General features: G+C 68.2%; 24 protein-coding genes. 8 read left to right on the top strand and 16 right to left on the bottom strand.

Annotation, left to right across the window (positions count from 1 at the left end; all coding sequences use genetic code 11):
- Positions 1–3 precede the first annotated feature (3 nt).
- The 9 genes from C7402_RS25780 to C7402_RS25740 form a co-directional block, all read right to left on the bottom strand.
- Positions 4–306 carry a DUF6587 family protein gene (locus C7402_RS25780; RefSeq protein ID WP_112170988.1) on the bottom strand — a complete coding sequence of 101 codons (303 nt, stop codon included), beginning with the start codon at positions 304–306 and terminating at the stop codon, positions 4–6.
- The gene (gene feoB / locus C7402_RS25775) at positions 303–2,165 is read right to left on the bottom strand and encodes a ferrous iron transporter B (protein ID WP_116612681.1); all 1,863 of its coding nucleotides are present in this window, start codon (positions 2,163–2,165) and stop codon (positions 303–305) included. The genes C7402_RS25780 and feoB overlap by 4 nt, the downstream gene beginning before the upstream one ends.
- Positions 2,162–2,419, bottom strand: a complete 258-nt coding sequence (locus C7402_RS25770) for a FeoA family protein (RefSeq protein WP_116612680.1) — start codon at positions 2,417–2,419, stop codon at positions 2,162–2,164. The genes feoB and C7402_RS25770 overlap by 4 nt, the downstream gene beginning before the upstream one ends.
- 329 nt (positions 2,420–2,748) lie before the next feature.
- Positions 2,749–4,212 carry an indoleacetamide hydrolase gene (gene iaaH / locus C7402_RS25765; protein WP_112170991.1) on the bottom strand — a complete coding sequence of 488 codons (1,464 nt, stop codon included), beginning with the start codon at positions 4,210–4,212 and terminating at the stop codon, positions 2,749–2,751.
- 53 nt (positions 4,213–4,265) lie between these two features.
- The gene (locus C7402_RS25760; RefSeq protein WP_112170992.1) at positions 4,266–5,186 is read right to left on the bottom strand and encodes a ferritin-like domain-containing protein; all 921 of its coding nucleotides are present in this window, start codon (positions 5,184–5,186) and stop codon (positions 4,266–4,268) included.
- Between the two features lie 64 nt (positions 5,187–5,250).
- Positions 5,251–5,466 (bottom strand): transcriptional regulator, encoded by a 216-nt coding sequence (locus C7402_RS25755; RefSeq protein ID WP_112170993.1) that lies wholly within the window; start codon positions 5,464–5,466, stop codon positions 5,251–5,253.
- A 269-nt stretch (positions 5,467–5,735) separates the two neighbouring features.
- Positions 5,736–6,407 carry an NADPH-dependent FMN reductase gene (locus C7402_RS25750; RefSeq protein ID WP_208949006.1) on the bottom strand — a complete coding sequence of 224 codons (672 nt, stop codon included), beginning with the start codon at positions 6,405–6,407 and terminating at the stop codon, positions 5,736–5,738.
- Between the two features lie 379 nt (positions 6,408–6,786).
- On the bottom strand, positions 6,787–7,173 hold the full coding sequence (locus C7402_RS25745) for a hypothetical protein (RefSeq protein WP_116612678.1): 387 nt from the start codon (positions 7,171–7,173) through the stop codon (positions 6,787–6,789).
- Between the two features lie 228 nt (positions 7,174–7,401).
- Positions 7,402–8,745, bottom strand: a complete 1,344-nt coding sequence (locus C7402_RS25740) for a cyanate transporter (protein ID WP_116612817.1) — start codon at positions 8,743–8,745, stop codon at positions 7,402–7,404.
- Between the two features lie 153 nt (positions 8,746–8,898).
- On the opposite strand from C7402_RS25740, the gene C7402_RS25735 reads away from it, so the two are divergent.
- Positions 8,899–9,624, top strand: coding sequence for a GntR family transcriptional regulator (locus tag C7402_RS25735; RefSeq protein ID WP_116612677.1), 726 nt, complete (start codon positions 8,899–8,901; stop codon positions 9,622–9,624).
- A 9-nt stretch (positions 9,625–9,633) separates the two neighbouring features.
- Here C7402_RS25735 and C7402_RS25730 read toward each other — a convergent pair whose 3' ends face one another.
- Both C7402_RS25730 and C7402_RS25725 read right to left on the bottom strand, forming a co-directional pair.
- On the bottom strand, positions 9,634–9,846 hold the full coding sequence (locus C7402_RS25730; RefSeq protein ID WP_112170997.1) for a hypothetical protein: 213 nt from the start codon (positions 9,844–9,846) through the stop codon (positions 9,634–9,636).
- Positions 9,847–9,934: 88 nt separating this feature from the next.
- The gene (locus C7402_RS25725) at positions 9,935–10,570 is read right to left on the bottom strand and encodes a glutathione binding-like protein (RefSeq protein ID WP_116612676.1); all 636 of its coding nucleotides are present in this window, start codon (positions 10,568–10,570) and stop codon (positions 9,935–9,937) included.
- 71 nt (positions 10,571–10,641) lie between these two features.
- Here C7402_RS25725 and C7402_RS25720 point away from each other — a divergent pair, with 71 nt between their 5' ends.
- The 4 genes from C7402_RS25720 (at position 10,642) to C7402_RS48205 (ending at position 12,502) form a co-directional block, all read left to right on the top strand.
- Entirely contained in the window at positions 10,642–11,310 is a 669-nt protein-coding gene (locus tag C7402_RS25720) for a TetR/AcrR family transcriptional regulator (RefSeq protein WP_116612675.1), read from the top strand.
- 115 nt (positions 11,311–11,425) lie between these two features.
- The gene (locus tag C7402_RS25715; protein WP_112171000.1) at positions 11,426–11,620 is read left to right on the top strand and encodes a DUF1653 domain-containing protein; all 195 of its coding nucleotides are present in this window, start codon (positions 11,426–11,428) and stop codon (positions 11,618–11,620) included.
- Positions 11,621–11,665: 45 nt separating this feature from the next.
- Positions 11,666–11,860, top strand: coding sequence for a YqaE/Pmp3 family membrane protein (locus C7402_RS25710; protein WP_112171124.1), 195 nt, complete (start codon positions 11,666–11,668; stop codon positions 11,858–11,860).
- A 330-nt stretch (positions 11,861–12,190) separates the two neighbouring features.
- On the top strand, positions 12,191–12,502 hold the full coding sequence (locus C7402_RS48205) for a hypothetical protein (protein WP_116612674.1): 312 nt from the start codon (positions 12,191–12,193) through the stop codon (positions 12,500–12,502).
- A 47-nt stretch (positions 12,503–12,549) separates the two neighbouring features.
- On the opposite strand, the gene C7402_RS25700 is transcribed toward C7402_RS48205, so the two are convergent.
- Positions 12,550–12,816, bottom strand: a complete 267-nt coding sequence (locus C7402_RS25700) for a DUF4148 domain-containing protein (protein ID WP_112171001.1) — start codon at positions 12,814–12,816, stop codon at positions 12,550–12,552.
- A gap of 391 nt (positions 12,817–13,207) precedes the next feature.
- Here C7402_RS25700 and C7402_RS25695 point away from each other — a divergent pair, with 391 nt between their 5' ends.
- A complete protein-coding gene (locus C7402_RS25695; protein ID WP_112171002.1) occupies positions 13,208–13,498 on the top strand; it encodes a DUF4148 domain-containing protein in 291 nt (96 codons plus the stop codon).
- Between the two features lie 55 nt (positions 13,499–13,553).
- Here the strand turns inward: C7402_RS25695 and C7402_RS25690 are convergent, their stop codons facing one another.
- The 3 genes from C7402_RS25690 to C7402_RS25680 form a co-directional block, all read right to left on the bottom strand.
- Positions 13,554–13,874: a 2Fe-2S iron-sulfur cluster-binding protein gene (locus C7402_RS25690; protein ID WP_116612673.1), complete on the bottom strand. Its 321-nt coding sequence runs from the start codon at positions 13,872–13,874 to the stop codon at positions 13,554–13,556.
- Positions 13,871–15,001: a VIT1/CCC1 transporter family protein gene (locus C7402_RS25685; RefSeq protein WP_116612816.1), complete on the bottom strand. Its 1,131-nt coding sequence runs from the start codon at positions 14,999–15,001 to the stop codon at positions 13,871–13,873. The genes C7402_RS25690 and C7402_RS25685 overlap by 4 nt, the downstream gene beginning before the upstream one ends.
- Before the next feature lie 61 nt (positions 15,002–15,062).
- Positions 15,063–17,027, bottom strand: coding sequence for a sigma-54-dependent Fis family transcriptional regulator (locus tag C7402_RS25680; RefSeq protein ID WP_116612672.1), 1,965 nt, complete (start codon positions 17,025–17,027; stop codon positions 15,063–15,065).
- Between the two features lie 336 nt (positions 17,028–17,363).
- On the opposite strand from C7402_RS25680, the gene C7402_RS25675 reads away from it, so the two are divergent.
- Complete coding sequence (locus C7402_RS25675) at positions 17,364–17,585, top strand: DUF2964 family protein (protein WP_112171005.1); 222 nt, start codon at positions 17,364–17,366, stop codon at positions 17,583–17,585.
- Positions 17,586–17,916: 331 nt separating this feature from the next.
- Positions 17,917–18,210 carry a DUF1488 family protein gene (locus C7402_RS25670; protein ID WP_112171006.1) on the top strand — a complete coding sequence of 98 codons (294 nt, stop codon included), beginning with the start codon at positions 17,917–17,919 and terminating at the stop codon, positions 18,208–18,210.
- Positions 18,211–18,308: 98 nt separating this feature from the next.
- Here the strand turns inward: C7402_RS25670 and C7402_RS25665 are convergent, their stop codons facing one another.
- Positions 18,309–18,842 (bottom strand): cytochrome b, encoded by a 534-nt coding sequence (locus tag C7402_RS25665; RefSeq protein WP_116612671.1) that lies wholly within the window; start codon positions 18,840–18,842, stop codon positions 18,309–18,311.
- Between the last annotated feature and the right edge of the window lie 175 nt (positions 18,843–19,017).

Raw genomic sequence — 19,017 nt, 5'->3', positions numbered from 1 at the left:
GCGTTACTTGCGTCGCGGATGAAACGTGACGGGTTGCGCGCCGGAAGCTTCGTCGGAGGTCGGCGACGGTCCGCAGGTTCCGCACGTGCCACAACCGTCGCCGCAATCGCCGGTCGCGCCTTTGGGCTGCACGAAGCGTCCGAGCCGCTGCGCGAGCGCGCCGCGTTGCGGGCGCAGCAGCGCGGCGGCGAGCGCGGCCTGCGCGCGCGTGGCCGTTTTGGGCGCGAGCTTGCGTGCCGTGTAGAGCAGGCTCGCGGCAACGAGCAGCGCGATCACCGCATATTGCGCAACGAGTCCGGCGCTCATACGAAGTGTCTCGCGATCTGATAGGTGACGAAGGACGCCGCGTAAGCCACGACGAACATGTAGCCGAACGAGACCACGACCGCGCGCCACGAGCGCGTTTCGCGGCGGATCACGGCGAGCGTGGACATGCATTGCGGCGCGAACGCGAACCACACCATCAGCGAGAGTGCGCTCGCCAGCGAGAAGTTATGCGCGAGCGTCTGGCCCAGCGTGACGATATCGCCGTCGCCGCCCGCCACCGCGTAGACGGTGGCGAGCGCGGCCACCGCCGTTTCGCGCGCGGCGAACGCGGGGATCAGCGAAAGGCTCATCTGCCAGTTGAAGCCGAGCGGCGCGAACGGCCATTGCAGCGCGCGGCCCAGGTAGCCGGCGATCGAGTAGTCGATGGCGGGCAGCGTCGCGCCTTCGGGCGGCGAGGGGAACGTGGAGATGAACCACATCAGCACCGTGAGCGCGAGGATGATGCCCGTGAGGCGCTTGAGGAAGATCGCGCCGCGCTCCCACAGGCCGATGGCGACGTCGCGTGCGCGCGGCAGCCGGTACGAGGGCAGTTCCATGAGCAGGGCATGCTCGCGGCGGTCGCGGCGCAGTTTCTTCATGACCCAGCCCACCGCCATCGCGCCCGCGATGCCCGCCGCATAGAGCGCGAACAGCACGAGCCCTTGCAGGTTGAATACGCCGAAGATCAGGCGGTGCGGAATGAACGCGCCGATCAGCAGCGCATAAACCGGCAGCCGCGCCGAGCAGGTCATGAGCGGCGCGACGAGAATCGTGGCGAGCCGGTCGCGCGGGTCGGAGATGCTGCGCGTGCCCATCACGCCGGGAATCGCGCACGCGAAGCTGGAGAGCAGCGGAATGAACGAGCGCCCCGTGAGGCCCACGGCCACCATCATGCGGTCGAGCAGAAAGGCCGCGCGCGGCAGATAGCCCGACTCCTCCAGCACGAGGATGAAGAAGAACAGCACCAGAATTTCGGGCAAAAAGCCCAGCACCGTGCCCACGCCGCCGAACAGCGCGTCGGTCACGAGGCTGCGCAGCGGCCCGTCGGGCAGCGCCGCGCCCGCCAGCGCGCCGAGCCAGGAGAAGCCGTCGCCGATGGCGTCGGTGAGCGGCTTGCCGAGCGAGTACACCGCCTGGAACACGAGAAACATCACAAACGCGAGAATCAGCGGGCCGAGCACGGGATGCAGCGCGAAGCGGTCGATGGCGTCGTCGCGCGCGTCGGTGGCGCGCGGCATCGTCACCGCGCCCGCGAGAATGTCGCGCACGGTGGCGTGCAGATCGTCGCCGGCCTCAGCGGGCGTGGCGGGCGTGGCGGCCGTGTGCGGCGCTGGCGCGCTCGTGCGGTCGATCAGTTCGATCAGCGCCTGCGCGCCGTTGCGCCGCACGGCCACGGTTTCGACCACGGGCATGCCGAGCCGTCGCGCGAGTTCGGCCACGTTCACTTCGATGCCGCGGCGCTTCGCGGCGTCCATCATGTTGAGCGCGAGCACGATCCGGCGGCCCATGCGCTGCACTTCGAGCACGAAGCGCAGGTGCAGGCGCAGATTCGTCGCGTCGGCCACGCAGACGATCAGGTCCGGCGCGGCTTCGCCCGGATAGCGGCCGAGCAGCACGTCATGCGTGACGCGCTCGTCGGGGCTCGTCGATGCGAGACTGTAGGCGCCCGGCAGATCGAGCAGTTGCACCTTGCGGCCCGAGGGCGTGGCGAAACGGCCTTCCTTGCGCTCGACGGTCACGCCCGCATAGTTGGCCACCTTCTGGCGCGCGCCGGTCAGCAGATTGAAGAGGGCGGTTTTGCCGCAATTGGGATTGCCGACGAGTGCAACGCGCAGCGGTGTAACGGGGGCCTGGCTCATCGGGCGGACTCCTCGCTTGCGGCCAGCGTCACGCTCACGCGCTGCGCTTCCGCGCGGCGCAGGGCGAAGCGGGTCGAGCCGATCTGCACGAGCAGCGGGTCGGCGCCCCAGGGGGCGCGCGCCACCACGCGCACGGGCTCGCCGGGCACGAAGCCGAGATCGCGCAGGCGCTGCGCGATCGGGTCGGGCGCATGGACATCCTCGACGCGCTCCACGAGGGCGGTCGCTCCTTTGGACAGATCGGTCAGACGCATGGGGACTTGCCTGCTTACAACAAATGAGAACTGTTCTCATTGTAGCGGCAGCACGGAGTGTGTGGCGACAAATGCGCCATCGGCGAGCTGGCGCGGGGCGCAAAGCGGCCGTCCATGCGGGGATGCGGTCGCAAGTGCGCGCATTTGTCGCGGAGAAGCCTGGGATGCAAACGTCGCTCGATCCAGGCGCTACGGAAACATGCGGCACGATCGGCCGGTCTCGAAAGTCCTATTGATAAGTAATGCGTATCAATAGGTGTCGAGCCGGTCGACCATTCGGAGCGTATTTGCGCGGCTGCGCGTCGAGGCGCTCACGTAGCGCAACCGGCTCAGATCGTCGGCCCCGGCAAGCTGCCGAGGATTTGCTCGAAGGCCAGTCCGATGGCGAGCAGCCTGCGGTCGCTGCCAAGCGGCCCGTCGAGTTCGAGCCCGACGGGCAGGCGCGCGGCGGTGAGGCCCGCGGGCAGCGCGAGGCCCGGAATACCGGCGTTGCTGGCCGGGTCGGTGTTGCGCAGGTACGCTTCCATCTCGTCGATCGGCGACCCGCCGTCGATCGAGACGCGCGACGACCCGTTCAACTCGTCGAGCGGCGCGGCGGCGAGCCGCGTGGTGGGAAAGAGCAGCGCGTCGAGCCCGTTTGCCGAGAAGGTTTGCGCGTAGAGCTGCTGAAGGCGCGGACGCCACACCGTCATCGCGCTCTGGTAGTCGCCGCCGCGCGCGTCGGCGAGCACGGCGTCGTAGGCCGCGCGCACGTCGGGGCTTGCGATGCGCGCCGCGACCTCGGCTACGCTGCGCGCGGGCGCGTGGTTCGCAGCGAGCCACGCCGCGAGGTCGTCGATCGGCTCATGCAGCGCGATTGCGTAGCTCACCCGGTCGTTGAGCGCGAGCAGCTCGCCCATCTCGACGGGCACGATGCAGACACCGGCCGCTTCGAGCTTCGCGAGCGCCTCGCGCGCCACGTCTTCGAGCGCGGTTTCGAGCCCTTCCCAAAGCGGCGCGGGCAGGCCGATGCGCAGGTTGGTCACGGCCGCCTGCGCGAGCGGCCCGTGTCCCGTGATCACCGCGTCGAGCATCGCCACGTCCGCGACGGTGCGCGCCATCGGGCCGACGGTGTCGCGCGTATGGCTGATCGGCACGACGGCCAGCGGGTCGTGATAGCGGCGCTGCGTGGCGCCGTCGCCCACGCTCGGGCGCAAGCCGACGATGCCGCACAGCGCGGCGGGAATGCGCGTGGAGCCGCCCGTGTCGGTGCCGAGTCCCGCGGGCGCGATGCGCGCGGCGATGGCCGCCGCCGTGCCGCCCGAGGAGCCGCCGGGAATGCGCTCGGGGTCGTACGGGTTGCGCACCGGGCCCGCGTGCGGCGCGAGATTCGTGCTCGTGATGCCGAACGCGAGTTCGTGCATGTTGGCCTTGCCGAGCAGGATCGCGCCGGCGTCGACGAGCCGCTGCACCGAAGGCGCATGGCGCGCGGGCAGGAAGCCTTCGAGCGCGGGCGTGCCCGCCGAGGTTTGCAGCGCGCGCGTGTTGATGTTGTCCTTCACGACCACGGGCAGGCCCGCGAGCGGCAGATGCGCGCGCTCGTTGGGCCCGAGCGCGTCGATGCGCTGCGCGGCCGCGAGCGCGCCTTCCACGTCGAGCACGGTGAGCGCATTGAGATTCGCGAGCGCCTGGGCGCGGGCGATCAGCGTGGCGACATAGTCGGCGGCCTTGAGCTGCCCCGAGCGGATCGCCTCGACAGCCTGGCTTGCGCTCAGTTCGAGTTGCCGGTCGACAGTCCATGCGGTCAAGCTCATGCAATCGTCCTCCTGGTACGTCCGCCCAATCATCAAATCGTACGGACAACAGACTACTTCTTGATGAAGCGTAGCGCGAAGCGCGCGAGCGCGGGCACCAGCGTTGGGCGCAGCAGGCGCGGATCGTAGCCGCTCATGCGCTCGTCGTTTTCCTTCAGGCACAGCTCGATCATCTCGTGCGGCTTGAGCGCGTCGCCCAGCACCTCGCGGTTCGCGGGCAGGAAGTTCGAGTCGTGCGCGACGCCGTTGGCGTCGATGCCGCGCGCGATCGCAAGGCGCTCCCACACCAGCATGAACCAGATGCCGGCCACGCGCACCGAGTGCCACGGCCTGCGCCACCACGGCATGGTCTTGCGATACCACGCCACCCAGTTCACGAAGAAGAGGATGTGGCGCGCCTCTTCCTGGATCACGGGCTCGAAGGTTTCGACGAGGTCCGCCGGAAAGAAGCCCGAGCGCTGCGCCGAGCGAAAAAGGCCGAACGCGAAGAAGCTGTCGATGCACTCGCTGTAGCCCGTGAACATCCATGCCCACTCGGCCTTTTTGGGCGGCGGGTATGCGGGTTCAGGCGCAAGTTCGATGCCGTAGGCGCGCACGAGGTGCGAGAGCACGACCTTGTGGCGCGCTTCCTCGGCGGCGTCCATTTCGATCGCTTCGCGCAGCAGCGGATGGTTCACGGTTTGCGCGTAGGTCTGCACGCGGATCGACGCGCGGCCTTCGGTCTGCACCGCGATGTCCCAGATCGGCAGGGACGTGAGACGCCTGAGCGCGTCGGGTTCGAGCCTCGGCCAGTCGAGCACGGCGGGGCGGTAGGGATCGTGGGTGTCGAGCAGCATCCGGCAGAACATCCTGCGGTGTTCATCCGATCCGATCGTGATGGGCCCTGCCGTGTCGTGAGTCCAGCGCCGCAGCGCTGCGTCCTGGTCAGAGACGAAGGCCGCGCCTTCGTCCGGATGCGTCAGGGTTTCGGACATGGAGCATCAAAATGAAGGAGGGTATGACTCCTATTCTGTCACATTCGTAAGGAAGCAGGCGGCGTCACGCGCAGCGGCGCTGGTCGTCGATCCACATGCGCGCCCATCGGCACGCGTAGGCGAGTGCATGTCTTTCATCGAAAAAGTAGTCGAGGGCGTCGAACGAATGCTGGGCGCCCGGCTGTGTGCCGATGATGAGATTGGCGGCGAACAGCCCGTTGGGGAGCTGTTGCGCGCTGGGGGCTACGACGTAGCCTTTGTAGCGTAATGGTGTGTGCATGGCCGCGCTTCCTGCTGCATTCCGACGTCTCCGGCCGTCTCTCGACGATGGGCGTCGAGGCGAGCTCCGGATGCGGCTCCAATGTGGACTGGCGCACGGCGGGCGTCTGTGGGATGGCGCACGCGGTGCGCGCCGTGCAACGCCTGCAATGTGGGTTAGGGAACGTTCGCGCCCGCGCGCGGGCGGCAGCGCGCATGCGGGGTGGGGTGGCGGCCTGCCGGGTTTCCGGCGAGTACGCGGTGCGCCGGTACTGACCGGCGCAGCGAGGATCAGACCGCGAGGCTCAGGCGCTTTTCGCTGCGCGGCGCGTTGGCCGCATGCGCGCCGTGCCCGGTGTTCGCAAGCGGCGCCGCATGCTGGCCGCCGAACGCGAGCGCGAATTGCGCGGCCTGCCGGCCCACTGTGGCGAGCTGCTCGGTGACCTTGGCGTCGGAGCACTGATGCGCGCTCTCGAAGCGCGTTTCGAGCGTGTTGATGCCCGCGCCGAACGGCGTGGGCCAGCCGCGCAAGGCATGCACGATCGAGCGCAGCGAGGTCAGCACCGAACCTGCGGCCTGCCAGCCGTAGGCCGTGACGATGCAGCCCACGGCGCGGCCGTCCAGATACGGGCGTTCGTCGGCGCGCAGTTCCTCGAGCGTGTCGAGCGCGTTCTTCACGAGACCGGAAACGCCGCCGTGATAGCCGGGCGTCGCGATGATCACGGCGTCGGCGGCGCGCACGGCGTCGATCAGTTCGAGCTGTGCGTCGGTGCGCGTGGGATCTTCGGGGGCGTAGTGCGGCAGCGTGTGCAGGAACGTGCCGCCGAACAACTGCGTGCGTGCGCCCGCTTCTTCGGCGCCGCGCAGCGCGAAACTGAGCGCGCGTTCGGTCGACGAGGCGGCGCGCGTGGTGCCGCCGATGCCGACCACGAGCGGGCGGCGTTGCGAGTCGGAATTGCTCAAGAGGTGCTCCCGGAATTGCGGTGGAACGCGCCTCGCGCGTCCTCGATAAACGAAGCCTGGAACCGCCATCTTAGAGAGCGCGCCGCGCGCCGCGAAACGACTTTTTGTTCTAACCATATACGGGGGACGCCTTGTTACGTGGCGTGGCGCGGGCCGATATGCATATGTGTAACCATTGGTTGGCCCCCCGACGGGCCGTGGCTAAGATGAACCTGTCTCCTCCATGACATCTCCTTGACATGGGATTCGGCCCCGCACACTCCGGTGACGGGGCTATTTTTTTTCCGGAGACGGGAAGCGCAGGCGAGGCGGCGAAGGGCGCCGCTCGAACTGGCTTGTGTGCGACTTGGGCGTGCCTTGCGTGTGGCTTGAGCGGCGCTTACTGGGCGCGCAGCGGCGTTTGCGTGCGCTTGAGCGGCGCGCGGTAGCTCACCGTGAGGATATTGCCGTCCGGGCCGATTTGCGGCGGGATGGCGGGTGTGCGGTCGTTGCCGGGCGCCGTGCGCACCGGTGCGCCGGGCGTGACAGGCACCGTGGGCGCGGGCGCGCGCATGGCGGGTTCGGCGATCTTGCGCGGTGTGAGCCGGTCGGCGGACGCGAGCTTGTGCTTCGTGCCGCGATGCGGCTGCGCCTTCTTTGCGGTGGTGTTCGCGTGGGCGCCCGGACTGCGGGCCTCGGGCGGATTCCAGATCTCGATGTAGTGTTCCCCGGCGAGCGCGGTGGACGCGAGGACGCACAGCAAGGTCCCCGTGATGAAGAATCGCACGTCGTGTTCTCCGTTTCGATGTACAGGCCCGGACCGCGCCATGCTGCGGGGCGCGAGGCCGGCTGGCACGCCTGAACGGCGGCGTAGCCCGGTGCGGCGACCGGACGGCACGGATGGCCGGCTGCACGCACTGTACATTCATACAGGCGCTTATGCAAACGTTTCACGACCTGCGGCGGGCGATCTGTTGCGCGGGCGCGCCGCCCAGGGTTGCCCTATGTCGGGGCCTTATGCGTCGAGCGCGATACGGCCCTCCACGCCCTTCGCGTGCGGGCCCGGGCCGTGTGCGCCGAGCCAGCGCCCGTAGCTGCGCGGCGAGAACGCGAGCGTGAGCGCGATCATCGCGCTGATCGAGACGGCGAGCATGACCCACGCGCCAGTGAAGCCGCCGGTGAGGTCGCGCACGCGCCCGGCCACGATGGGCGCGATCGCGGCGATCACGAAGCCCAGTCCCTGCACGAAGGCGACGAGGCGCGCGGCCACGCGATGGTCCGCCGAATGGTCGAGCGCCGTGACGAGCGAGACCGAAAACGTGCCGCCAAGTCCCGCGCCCGCCGCCGCAACCCACAGGAGCGGCGCGGCTTCGGGCCAGGCGGCGAGACCGACCACGCCCGCGAGCTGCGCGCAAAGCCCCAGCACGAGCCAGGGCCGCCGGTCGGTGAACGCCGCCGCCGCGAGCGGCAGGAGCAGGGCGGCGGCGGCCTGGAACACGGTCATCGTGGCGAGCAGCGAGCCGCTTGCCGCGACGCTCGCGCCGTGCTGCTGGTAGTAGGCGGGTAGCCACGCCACAAGGCTCGTATAGCCGCCGTTGACGAGTCCGAAATGCAAGCCGAGCGTCCACGCCCGGCGCTTGCGCCAGACCGGCACGGCTGGGCGCTGGCTGGCGGGTGCGTTCGGTGTGTTCGGTGTGTTCGGTAAGGCGGCTTCTGCCGGCGTGGCGCGCCGCGCGCCGTTGAATCCCCCGTTCAAGGCGCCCCACACCGCGAGCGCGCCGAGTGCGGGCAACGCCCACACGGCGAGCCCCGCATGCCACGAGCCGCCGATGCGCGCGACCCACGGGCTCAGGCTCGCGCCAAGGCCGCCGCCACCCATGATCGACGCCGAGAACAGTCCCATCGCGAGCGGCACGCGCGCGGCGAAGCGTTGCTTCATGACCGCGGGCAGGAGCGCCTGGATGGCCGCGACGCCCGCGCCCGCCGCGGTGGCCGTGAGCATGAGCGCGCCGCCGCTCGTGGCGAACAGGCGGGCCGCGCAGGCGGCGGCGATGGCGGCGAGGCCGAGCGCCACGCCGCGCGTTTCGCCAAGGCGGCGCGCGAGCATGCCGGTGGCGAACGCGCCGAGACCCATCGCGACGACGGGCAGGCTGGTGAGGAGCGACGCGCCATAGAAGCTGAGGCCGGTGGCGTCGCGAATGGTCGTCATGAGCGGGCTGATCGAGGTGAGCAACGGCCGCAGATTCAGGCCGATCGCGACGATGGCCGCGTACCACGCGAGCTCGCCGGCCGTCTCGCCGGCGGGATTCGGAGGGCGGGGAGTCGAGGTATTGGGGCTCAATTCGGTCAACCTTTTCATGCTCGTATGGTTGACCATTATACAAAATAATTGTTAACAATCAGGTTGATGCCGCTATGGCGGACATGAGTGGCCGGGTATGTGCGCGCCTTTATTTCGTCTCGCCGGGCGGCTCGCTACAATGCGAGCCTGACCCAGCTAGCGCGCCTTCTCATGGCTCAATCCTCCCGTCTCGCCCCGCCTCGCGACACCGACGAACCGTCCGACGTCGAAGCGCATGTCTATGCATCGATTTCCACCGCGCTGCTGGAGGGCAAGCTCGCGCCGGGCCAGCAGCTCGTCGAGCGCGAACTGGCGGCGGCGTTCGGCTGCACGCGCGGTGCGCTGCGCAAGGTGCTGGCGCGGCTAGGCTTCGAGGGCAAGCTCGTGCTAGAGCCCAATCGCGGCGCGTTCGTGCCGTCGCCCTCGGAGGACGACATACGCGCGGTGTATCGCGCGCGCCAGGTGGCGGAGGCGGGGGTGATGGTGAGCCTGTGCGGCGCGCTCGACGCCACGATGCGGCGCAAGTTCGCGGCTCACGTGCGCAGCGAGAAGAAGGCGCTGCGCGAAGGGCGCGTGGACGAGGCAGTGCGCCTCGCTGGACGGTTCCATTTGCTGCTCACCGAGCAGGCGGGTGGCGCCGCGCTCGTGGAGGCGCTCGCGCAACTGGTTGCGAAAACGGAGCTCTACAAGGCGTTGTTCGATCCGTCGAAGGCTTCGATGTGCGCGCCCGACGAGCACGCGCAGATCATCGAGGCACTGGAGGCGGGCGACCTGCCGGTGGCGCTCGCCACGATGCGCGCGCATCTCGCCGAGCTGGAGGAGCGGGTGGTGCGGCAGGCGCGCGCTCGCGCGGGCCGCGATCTCAAGGCGGTGTTCGCGGATCTCGCGAACGGCTGAACCGGGGCTTTAGCTTCGCTCGACGCGCCGGCGCAATTCCTTCGAGGCCGCGAGCGGAATGCGCGCGTCGTCCCACGTGGCGAGCCATTCTATTTCTTTCGACGCGAACACCTGGCCGTGATTGCGCAGCGCGTACTGCAACGAATCGATGACGTGATTGCGGATGATTTCGGGCGTTTGCGGGTCGTCGAGGACGATGCGCAAGGCTTCGAGCGTGGCCATTGCGTGGCTCCGGCGAATGTGGCGATCATACGGTTATCGCACGACAAAAAAGCGCCTGCCACGCGAGCAAAAATACGAGCCATGCGGATCAGTGCGGCGTGCGCCTGAAGATTTCGTATTCGTCGGCAATGGCCCTTGCGACGGCGGGCCGCTCGCGCACGCGCTGCGCATAGGTGGCGAGCGCCGGCCATTGCGAGACATCGATGCCCACATACGGCGCCCAGTTCAGCACGGTCACGAGATACGCGTCCGCCACGCTGTACGCGTCGAGCAGATACGCGTGCGTTTCGAGGCGCCGCGCGAGCGGATCGAAGCGGCGCGCGACCTTGGCGCGTGCGTACGCTTTGACGGCCTCGTCGGTTTCCTTGCCGAGCAGCGGCACGAACACCGCCTTGTGCAACTCGGTGCCGATGAAGCCGAGCCATTGGTGCAGGCGCGCGCGCTCGCGCGTGCCGGGCGGCGGCGCGAGATGCGCCTCGGGAAAGCGGTCGGCCACGTACGGCAGCACGGCGGTGTTTTCCGTGAGCGTCCAGCCATCATCCTCGCGCAGCACGGGGACCTGGCCGAGCGCGTTCACCGCGAAGAAGTCGCCGCCGTCGGCCAACTGCTTCGTGAGCGTGTCGACCTGGATGTAGCAAGCCTTTGCGTTCGCCTCGTAGAGCGCGATGCGCGTGGCGAGCGAGCACGCCAGCGGCGCGAAATAAAGATCGAGCGAGCCATCCATTGTCATCCTCCGTGTCCGGGTTTTCTGATTTTTGTACTATAGTGAACAAAAATCAGCGTTCCAATATTTCTATGCAATCCAGTACAAAAAAGGATAGCCGCCCGCGTGGGCGCCCGCGCGCCTACGATCCGCAAGAGGCGCTGGCCCGCGCGCGCGACACGTTCTGGCGCAACGGCTATACAGGCACGTCGCTCGACGACCTGAGCGAGGCGACCGGCATGAACCGGCCAAGCCTGTATGGCGCGTTCGGCGACAAGCACGCGCTGTATCTGCAAACCGTGGAGCGTTACGTGGAGGCGGGGCGCAACGCGATGGACGCCGCGCTCGACGGCGCGCTGCCGCTGCGCGACGCGTTGCTGCGCGTGTTCGACGGCGCGCTCGGCTGGTATCTGCCGCCCGGCGACACGGCGCGCGGCTGCCTGCTCATCGGCACGGCGGCGGTGGAGGCCGTGAACGACGAGGCCGTGCGGGAGCGTCTCGCCACGGGGCTGCGCACGTTCGACAAGGCGTTCGAGCGGCGCTTGCGCCTGGCTGTCGCGCAGGGCGAACTGCCTGCGCATGCGAACGCGCCGATGCTGGCGCGTCTGAGCTCCGCGTTGTTGCATAGCATGGCGCTGCGCGCGCGCGCCGGCGATTCGCGGGCTTCGCTGCGCGCGATGGCGGTGGCGGGCATTGCGCTGATTTGCGGCGAAGCGCCGCCTGAGACGAAACCGCGCGCGAAGCCACGGCGCGCGAAGTGAGGCACGACGCCATGTAAAACGCGCTCCACGGCTGAGCGGGTCACATCGCGCCTATCCCTTGTTACACTGACGCAGTCGCGCAAGGCATGCTTGCGCACTCGAAGAGGGGAACGCGATGGTGCGCTATCGGCACTACAAGGGTGGCATTTACGAACTGGTGTGCGAGGCGACGCTCGAGTCGGACCCCTCGGTCACGATGATTGTGTATCGCGCGGCGAACGGCACGATCTGGACCCGGCCTTCAACGGTGTTCTTCGAACTCGTGGAGCACGAAGGCGCGCTCGTGCCGCGTTTCGCGCCCGTCAACTGAATCCCTCTCCACCGTTTTTTCCACGCTTTAGAGGTCTTGCCGAAGATGCGTTTACTGATTGCGATCATCCTGCCCTGGCTGTTGTTCTTCACCATCGGGCGGCCCATTGCGGGCATCGTCTGCCTGATTCTGCAAGTCACGCTGATCGGCTGGATTCCGGCCGCGATCTGGGCCGTCTATTCGCTGAGCCAGTACAAGACCGACCGCAAAATCGAAGAAGCCATGGGCCGCCGCGGCTAAAGCGCGCAGGCGTGCCGAAGTGTGTGTTTTACGGTTACAGACGTAACCCCGGCTCACAATTCAATAAGAACTTAACGCCAATTCTTCTTTCTTACATATAGAAAGGAGAGTTTGCAATGTTCAGGATCATTCTCGCGGCGGGCGCCTTCGCGCTCCTTGCCGGGTGTGCGGTCGCCCCCGGCTACGACTACGGCTATGGCGGTTATGGTCAGCCGTACTCCACCGGTTATTACGGCGGCTACGATCCCGCCTACGCGCCGGCCTATGGGGCGGTGAACATCGGCATCTGGGGCGGAGGCGGCGGCCGCGATTACCACGGCGGCGGCTGGCATGGAGGCGGAGGCGGAGGCGGCTGGCACGGCGGCCCGGGCGGACCCGGCGGTCCTGGCGGCCACGGCGGCGGGTACGGTGGAGGTCATGGCGGCGGTCACGGCGGCGGTCACGGCGGCCCGTGGGGCCCGCCTGGCGGCGGACATGGCGGTGGACCCGGTGGAGGCCATGGCGGCGGCGGTGGGCATGGTGGCGGCGGAGGCCACGGCGGCGGAGGTCGCGGCGGCCGCTGATGTGAGCGGCGCGAGCCACATCACAAATTCGAAGCCTGAAAACGGATCAGGCCCGCCTCTCATACGAGGGCGGGCCTGATGCTTTGCGCGGGAACCCGGCGTCGATGCCGGGGTGAGGCGCGAAACTTACTGGCTCGACTGCGAAGTGCCGCTCGTCGACGGGCCGTAGCCCGTGGCCCCGCGCTGTGCTTCGACCTTCGCTTCGGCAGCCTGGATGTTTTCCGGGTAGTGCATCCAGTCGTTCGGATCGTAGCCGGCGGCGCGCAGTTGGGCGAGCTCGGCGCGAACCTGGGCGCGCGTCACGGGTTGCTGCTGGGTTTGAACCTGCGCGAACGAAACGGCCGGTACGGCGATGATGGCGGCCAGCACGGCTGCCTTGAGAATCGACTTCATGACATTGACCTCCGGTATCTTTTGTAAGGAGCCATCGCTTTGGCGTGGCCCATGTCGACAATTTATGTGGTTCCGGGGTCAGGGTAAATACTTAGATCGCGAATTCAGTGTTCTCTTTGCGACAACAATCGGATGAGATTCGTCTGAAGTATTGCGGCATGTACCGGGAATGAGCCAGGACGCCACTGTGTAGTCCGGCCCTAAATCGACAATGGATTATTGCGAAATCTGTAATTCCAATTCGCTCGAATCAGCCTGTATCCGGCCGGGCCGCTTGCCTAGAATCCACTCACAGCCAGCCGTTGCGGCGAGTCGCAGCGAGCGGGCCGAGCACAAAAGGATGTGCACCGTCATTGCGCATTCAAGTTGAATAATTCCGGAGGTTGTCACCATGAAGTCGCTTCTCAAGGCTGTTGCCCTTACCGTTGCTCTGGCCGCCCCGCTGGCCGCGTTCGCCCAGGCCGACCAGGGCCTGACCCGCGCGCAGGTGCGCGAGCAACTCGTCGAATTCCAGCAAACGAGCCGCAACCAGGCTGCTGGCGGCGCACAAGTGGCCGCGCCCGTGACCCAGGGCGACAGCTCGTTCGGCGGCGTGAACAGCACGTCGTCGGCGGCCGGTGGCCGCTATGTGTCCGAAGCGGCTCGCACTGGCCCGCAATCGGTGTACTTTGGCGGCCAGTAAGCCTCTGAGGTCGTAAAACGCAGAACGGCCCGCGACGTCAAAGTCGCGGGCCGTTTTACATGTCTTCCGCGTTCGGCACGTCGAGCACGAGATCCGTGCGCGCGACGGCCACGCAGGTCAGCACATAGCCCTCGGCTTTTTCCTCGCGGCTCAATCCCGGCCATTCGATCGTAAAGCTCACTTCGCCGCTCGCCACGCGGCACAGGCAGGCGCGGCAGGTGCCGTTGCGGCACATGCGCGGTAAACGGATGCCTTCGAAGGCCGCCGCTTCGAGCAAGGTCAGCTCGGGCGGCGCTTCGAAGCTGCGCCCGAGCGGCTCGACCCGAACGCGCGGCACGCGCGGCTCCCCGTTGCGTTCCTCCAAGCGCTCGCTCATGAAATCGACACCCCGAGCAGCCGCCCCGCGCCCGCCGTGAACGCGGCGGCGACAAGACCGATAACGATTTGCCGGAGCGCCGAAAACGTCGCGGTGCGCCCGTTGAAGAGCGACGTGAACACGCCGACGAGTGCGAGCCCGAACGCGCTCAAGGCGACCGACTGCACGATCGCCGACACGCCGGTCGCCCACAGGAACGCCGCCGTGGGAAACGCCGCGCCGAGCGAGAACAGGCAGAACGACACCGCGGCGGCCGACCACGGATTGCCGCCCAGCTCCTTCGGGTCGATGCCGAGTTCCTCGCGCGCGAGCGTGTCGAGCGCCTCGTTCTTGTCGCGCATGATCTGCGCGGCGATGCGGCGCGCTTCCTCGGCGTCGATGCCCTTGGCCTGGTAGATGAGCGCGAGTTCGTGGCGTTCGGCGTCAGGCGTGTGTTCGAGCTCGTCGGCTTCTTTCGCGAGCTGCGTGCGCGCGAGTTCGCGCGCGTTGGTGACCGAAAGCCACTCGCCGAGCGCCATCGAACACGCGCCCGCCACGAGGCCGGCCAGCCCGGTGAGCAGGATCGTGCGATTGGCGCTGCCCGCGCCCGCCACGCCCATGATGAGGCAGAAGTTCGAGACGAGCCCGTCGTTCGCGCCGAGCACGGCCGCGCGCAGGTCGTTGCCCGAGGTCGCGCTCTTGTGCCACGACTCGGCCGCGGCGATCTGCTCGCCGCGCCGCGTGTCGGCCTCGCGCTTCTTCGCGACGATGGCCTGCACGATGGCCGCATGCTGCTGCTCCTGCGCGGAGAGCGTTTCCGCGCCGGGCTCGCGCGCGTAGCGGTCGCGGTCGGCGTATTCGGCGGCGGCGACGGTGGGCAGCACGAGCGAAGGCCCGAAGGTACGCGTGAGCGTTTGCAGCAGGCGCGTTTTCGCGCTGCGGTGGTGCGGCCGCGCCTCGACGCCGTTGGCCGCGAGCTTGTCGCGCCACACGAGCGCGTGCTCGCGCTCGGAGGCGGCGAGTTCGGCGAAGATGCGGCGGCGTTCTTCGTCCTTTTCGACGGCCGATAGCGTGTCGTAGACAGCGGCGCTGTCGAGTTCGTCGGCGAGATTGCGCCGGAAGCGTTTGATTTCCTGGGCGGAGGCCATGGCGCGCATGGGCTTGAGGCAATCCTCGAAGCTTACCCTGGCCCCGCGCCGGCAAGCGTGCTCAGCGACGCTGCCGCAGGTGCCGGTAGACCGTGTTGCGCGCGAGACCCAGCTCGCGCGCCGCCGCCGAAACGTTGCCGCTATGGCGCGCGAGCGTGTCTTCGATGAGGCGCGATTGCCATTCGGCGAGGCGCGCCGGTTCGCGTTCCCGATCCTCGCGGGGCCCCTCCGCCGGGGCGCTTGCCGGTCGGCTCGCAGCGAGCGCGGCGTCCGGTTCGCCTGCGGGATCGCAGTCGTGCATGAGGTCTTCGGGCAGATGCTCGATGTCGATGGCGTCCTCGCCCTCGGCCATGATCGCCGCCGTGCGCAGCACGCTCGCAAGCTGGCGCAGATTGCCGGGCCAGCGGCAACGCGCAAAGCATGCCTCCACGGCCGGCGTGAGGCGCGTGGGCGCGCCCGGCGCCTCGCGCCGCACGATCTCGAGCATGCGGGCGACGAGCGCGCCGAGATCGGTGCGTTCGGCCAGCGCGGGCAGCGTGACGACGAGGCCGTTGATGCGGTAGTAGAGGTCCTCGCGGAACGTGCCTTCGGCGATCATCGCGCGCAGGTCGCGGTGCGTCGCGCAGACGATGCGCAGGTCCACCGGCACCGCGCGCGTGCCGCCGAGCGGCACGACGGCGCGCTCCTGGAGCACGCGGATGAGGCGCACCTGCTGCGCGAGCGGCATGTCGCCGATCTCGTCGAGAAAGAGCGTGCCGCCATGCGCCTGCACGATCTTGCCCGCGCTGCCGCGACGCCTCGCGCCCGTGAACGCGCCATCCTCGTAGCCGAAGAGTTCGGCTTCGATCAGCGTATCGGGCAGCGCCGCGCAATTGAGCGCGACGAACGGCCCGTCACGGCGCGGCGAATCGTGATGCAGCGCCCGCGCGAGCCATTCCTTGCCGGTGCCGGTGCGGCCGAGCACGAGCACGGGAATGTCGCGCCCGCGCACGCGCGCCACACGTTGCAGGGCGCTGGCGAGGCGCGCGTCGCCGGTATCGAGTTCGGCGAGCGTGAGCGGCGCTTGCGCATCGGCGGCGGCGCTCGCTCGTGGCGCAGCCGGAACGGCCGGCGCGCGGGAGGCTTCGGAAGGCGTGGTGCGCGCGAGCGCCGCCGCGCCGGGCGTGGCGCGCGCGATCACCCGCACGCCGCTTGGCAGCGTGAGCGTGAGCGCCTCGCCGGGCGCGCGCATGAGCTGCTGCATGAACGCCGCAAACGGCTGGCCGAACAGCGCGGCGAACTCGCGCTGCTGGAGCTGCGCGAGTGGCGCGCCGAACTGGAACAACGCGCTGCGGTTCGCGCAGAGCAGCGTGCCGTCGGCCGCGAAGGCGGCCAATCCTTCGTACAACGTACCGATGAACTCCGCGCGCGCATGAAACTGGAGCCGGATGGCCTCGGCGAATTCGGTGCCGAACAAATGGTTCTCGATCATCTGCGCCGACATGCGCACGAGTGCGAGCGTGTGCTTGTGAAAGCCGCGCGACTCGCCGCTCACGTCGAGCGCGCCGAGCGTGCGGCCGTAGGGATCGGCGATCGGCGCGCACGAGCAGGTGAGGATGTGATTGGCGCGCAGAAAGTGCTCGCCCGCGTGCACCGTGGTGGGCTGGGCGTCCACGAGCGCCGTGCCGATCGCGTTCGTGCCGCGATGCTGCTCGGCCCACGAGACGCCCGGGCGCAGCGCCACGCGCTGCGCTTTCTCGACGAAGTCGGTGTCGCCGAGGCTGTGCAGGATCACGCCGTTGCGGTCGGTGAGCAGCACCATGCTTTGCGTGTCGACGATCTGCGCGTGCAGCGCGTCCATCACGGGGCGCGCCTGGTGACAGAGCGCGCGATTCGAGTCGATGAGATCGCGCAGGTCCGTGGCGGCGAGCGCATCGAATTCCGGTGCCTCAGTGGCGCGCAGCCCGAGTGCGCGCGAGCGCGCGTGAGCCTGCGCGATCGAGTCCGCGCGGGCCGCGTCGTGCGGCGTGACGGTGCGTCGGGTCACTCGTGTCTCCAGTCGTTATGGGCGAACTGCGGGCCTATTACCGCCCTGCCGGGCAGCCTCGCTGCGGCGCAACACGGCGGCAACGCGTGCGTCGCCTCCGGCGCAGTTCATGGTACAGGATACGCGGAGGCTGCCAATCCGGGTTGAAGCCGGGGTTGATGCAGGGATGCGCGGTTGACGATTTCCCGCACGAAACTGCATCTGCGCCTTGAGTTTCTCCGCGCGGGTGCCAGGATGAAGATGAGGGCGCACGTGCGTCGCGCCCCCCGGCGGTGGTGGCCGGGTCCGGCTGGCGGACCCGGCCCGTGCGCCGCCCGCTCCGTTACGGAGTACGTCATGGTGCATGGCGAATTGAGGATCGTGCTGGCGGTGCTCGCCACGTTCGTTGCGCTCTTTGGCCTGGCCTATGCCATCGATGGATTGATCTTCGACGAGAACAACGTCGTGCTTTCCGGACTGGCGACCGTGGCCCTCGGGATCGTCGCGTTCGTGGTGATGCTGACCCTGCACCCCAAAGACCTCGAAGACTTCGAACAGCACCGGCATCGCGAATCCTGAAGCGCCGTCGCGGCGCGTGTGTTGCGATGCGTCATCCGGCGCGGCGCGCAGGCGCGGGGCCGGGGAGACGTCTGTTTGCGCGCGCAACCGCAAGCGCGCATGCTGCACCCGCGAAAAAGACCCCCTATCGCTATTTCACGCGTGTGACAACGTGGAACTTGCGGGCCGCAGGAAGTCGTCTAAAGTGAATCAAATCAACTGCGGCAAACGCGTTGCACGCAGCGGTTGATGTTGTTCCGCGCACGCCTTGCCGGAGCGTCCCCCCGCACCATGTCGGGGCAGACTGAACCGTGCAGCGCGGCCTGTTCACCCTCAACCTAAGGCGGCTCCCATGCAGATCATGTTTCCGAATGAGGCGCCCGAGTACTCGGGCCGCGAACTGACGTTGGTGTTTCCGGCGTTGATCGATGGCGAGAGGGTGGAATGTACGATCACGGCGGCGGCACTCGAAGACCACTTCGGCGCCGCCTCGCCTCGCGCCGAAGACGTGCTGAACGCGTTCGACCATCATCGCGACCGCATCGAAGCCTGCGCGCGCCGCCTGCTCTCCGAAACGCGGGCCCAATGCCTCGTGCTGCGTAGCGGCTACGTGCGCTTCGTGCAGGCGCACGCCAGCGTGTCGTAAGCGTTCGAGCGCTCGCGACGCGCGGGCGCTTTCCCCTTCAATGGCAGTGCAGCGAGCCGCGCCCCTGGGCGCGGTTTTCGTTTGTGTCCGCGCCGCGCTCAGATCATGCGGCGCAGCGTGTTGTCGCGCAGCACGAGATGGTGCCCGATCGCGGCGAGCGCATGCAGCCCGATCACCCAGTAGAACAGGTTGCCGGTCAGCTCGTGCGCCTCCTTGATGAACTTGCGCGCGGCCGGGTCCGGGCCGACGAGCGTGATCTGGAGATCGATCCCCGCGAGCGTGACCGGATGGCCGCCTGTGTTGATCATCAGAATGCCGAGCAGCGGCTGGACAAAGATAAACAGATAAAGCGCGAGATGGACGAAGCGCGAGAGAAACGAGAGCAGCCGGTTCGAGTCGATGTCGGCGGGCGCGCCGCGCCAGAGTCGCCACAAGAGCCGCGGCACCGCGAGCGTGAGCACGAGCGTGCCGGCCCAGAAGTGGACGTTGCTCCAGAACACGCGGCTGTCGCTGCCCTTGGGGCCGCGCACCTCGATGGCGAGATAGGCGAGCGCGATGAGCACGAAAATGGCCCAGTGAAAGAAGATCGCGGGCTTCGTATAGCGTTCTGATGCGGCGGGATAGGTTGCCACGGGGCGACTCCTTGGTGCGGGGCGACTGGAGAGTGTTTCCTTATGATAAGGATGACGCCCGCGGCGGTGCAGATAGACGGCCGTGAAGTTTGATTTGTCGCCGTAGTCGGGATGCCGCAATCACCGCAATTACCATGAAGCGCCCGCAGACGTTATTCAGCGTGCATTAGCCTGC

It is taken from the genome of Paraburkholderia unamae (assembly GCF_003096875.1).
Taxonomy (GTDB): Bacteria; Pseudomonadota; Gammaproteobacteria; order Burkholderiales; family Burkholderiaceae; genus Paraburkholderia; species Paraburkholderia unamae.
This window is presented reverse-complemented; position numbering and strand designations above follow the sequence as displayed.

Excerpts from the sequence above, each read along its gene's own strand:
- C7402_RS25670 (WP_112171006.1), top strand. The coding sequence starts at position 17,917 with ATGCAGATCATGTTTCCGAATGAGGCGCCCGAGTACTCGGGCCGCGAA.
- C7402_RS25735 (WP_116612677.1), top strand. The coding sequence starts at position 8,899 with ATGGCTCAATCCTCCCGTCTCGCCCCGCCTCGCGACACCGACGAACCG.
- C7402_RS25760 (WP_112170992.1), bottom strand. The coding sequence starts at position 5,186 with ATGTCCGAAACCCTGACGCATCCGGACGAAGGCGCGGCCTTCGTCTCT.
- C7402_RS25720 (WP_116612675.1), top strand. The coding sequence starts at position 10,642 with ATGCAATCCAGTACAAAAAAGGATAGCCGCCCGCGTGGGCGCCCGCGC.
- C7402_RS48205 (WP_116612674.1), top strand. The coding sequence starts at position 12,191 with ATGGAGGCGGAGGCGGAGGCGGCTGGCACGGCGGCCCGGGCGGACCCG.
- C7402_RS25690 (WP_116612673.1), bottom strand. The coding sequence starts at position 13,874 with ATGAGCGAGCGCTTGGAGGAACGCAACGGGGAGCCGCGCGTGCCGCGC.
- C7402_RS25675 (WP_112171005.1), top strand. The coding sequence starts at position 17,364 with ATGGTGCATGGCGAATTGAGGATCGTGCTGGCGGTGCTCGCCACGTTC.
- C7402_RS25755 (WP_112170993.1), bottom strand. The coding sequence starts at position 5,466 with ATGCACACACCATTACGCTACAAAGGCTACGTCGTAGCCCCCAGCGCG.
- C7402_RS25780 (WP_112170988.1), bottom strand. The coding sequence starts at position 306 with ATGAGCGCCGGACTCGTTGCGCAATATGCGGTGATCGCGCTGCTCGTT.
- C7402_RS25730 (WP_112170997.1), bottom strand. The coding sequence starts at position 9,846 with ATGGCCACGCTCGAAGCCTTGCGCATCGTCCTCGACGACCCGCAAACG.
- C7402_RS25740 (WP_116612817.1), bottom strand. The coding sequence starts at position 8,745 with ATGAAAAGGTTGACCGAATTGAGCCCCAATACCTCGACTCCCCGCCCT.
- C7402_RS25770 (WP_116612680.1), bottom strand. The coding sequence starts at position 2,419 with ATGCGTCTGACCGATCTGTCCAAAGGAGCGACCGCCCTCGTGGAGCGC.
- C7402_RS25710 (WP_112171124.1), top strand. The coding sequence starts at position 11,666 with ATGCGTTTACTGATTGCGATCATCCTGCCCTGGCTGTTGTTCTTCACC.
- C7402_RS25695 (WP_112171002.1), top strand. The coding sequence starts at position 13,208 with ATGAAGTCGCTTCTCAAGGCTGTTGCCCTTACCGTTGCTCTGGCCGCC.
- C7402_RS25700 (WP_112171001.1), bottom strand. The coding sequence starts at position 12,816 with ATGAAGTCGATTCTCAAGGCAGCCGTGCTGGCCGCCATCATCGCCGTA.
- iaaH (WP_112170991.1), bottom strand. The coding sequence starts at position 4,212 with ATGAGCTTGACCGCATGGACTGTCGACCGGCAACTCGAACTGAGCGCA.
- C7402_RS25715 (WP_112171000.1), top strand. The coding sequence starts at position 11,426 with ATGGTGCGCTATCGGCACTACAAGGGTGGCATTTACGAACTGGTGTGC.
- feoB (WP_116612681.1), bottom strand. The coding sequence starts at position 2,165 with ATGAGCCAGGCCCCCGTTACACCGCTGCGCGTTGCACTCGTCGGCAAT.
- C7402_RS25725 (WP_116612676.1), bottom strand. The coding sequence starts at position 10,570 with ATGGATGGCTCGCTCGATCTTTATTTCGCGCCGCTGGCGTGCTCGCTC.
- C7402_RS25685 (WP_116612816.1), bottom strand. The coding sequence starts at position 15,001 with ATGGCCTCCGCCCAGGAAATCAAACGCTTCCGGCGCAATCTCGCCGAC.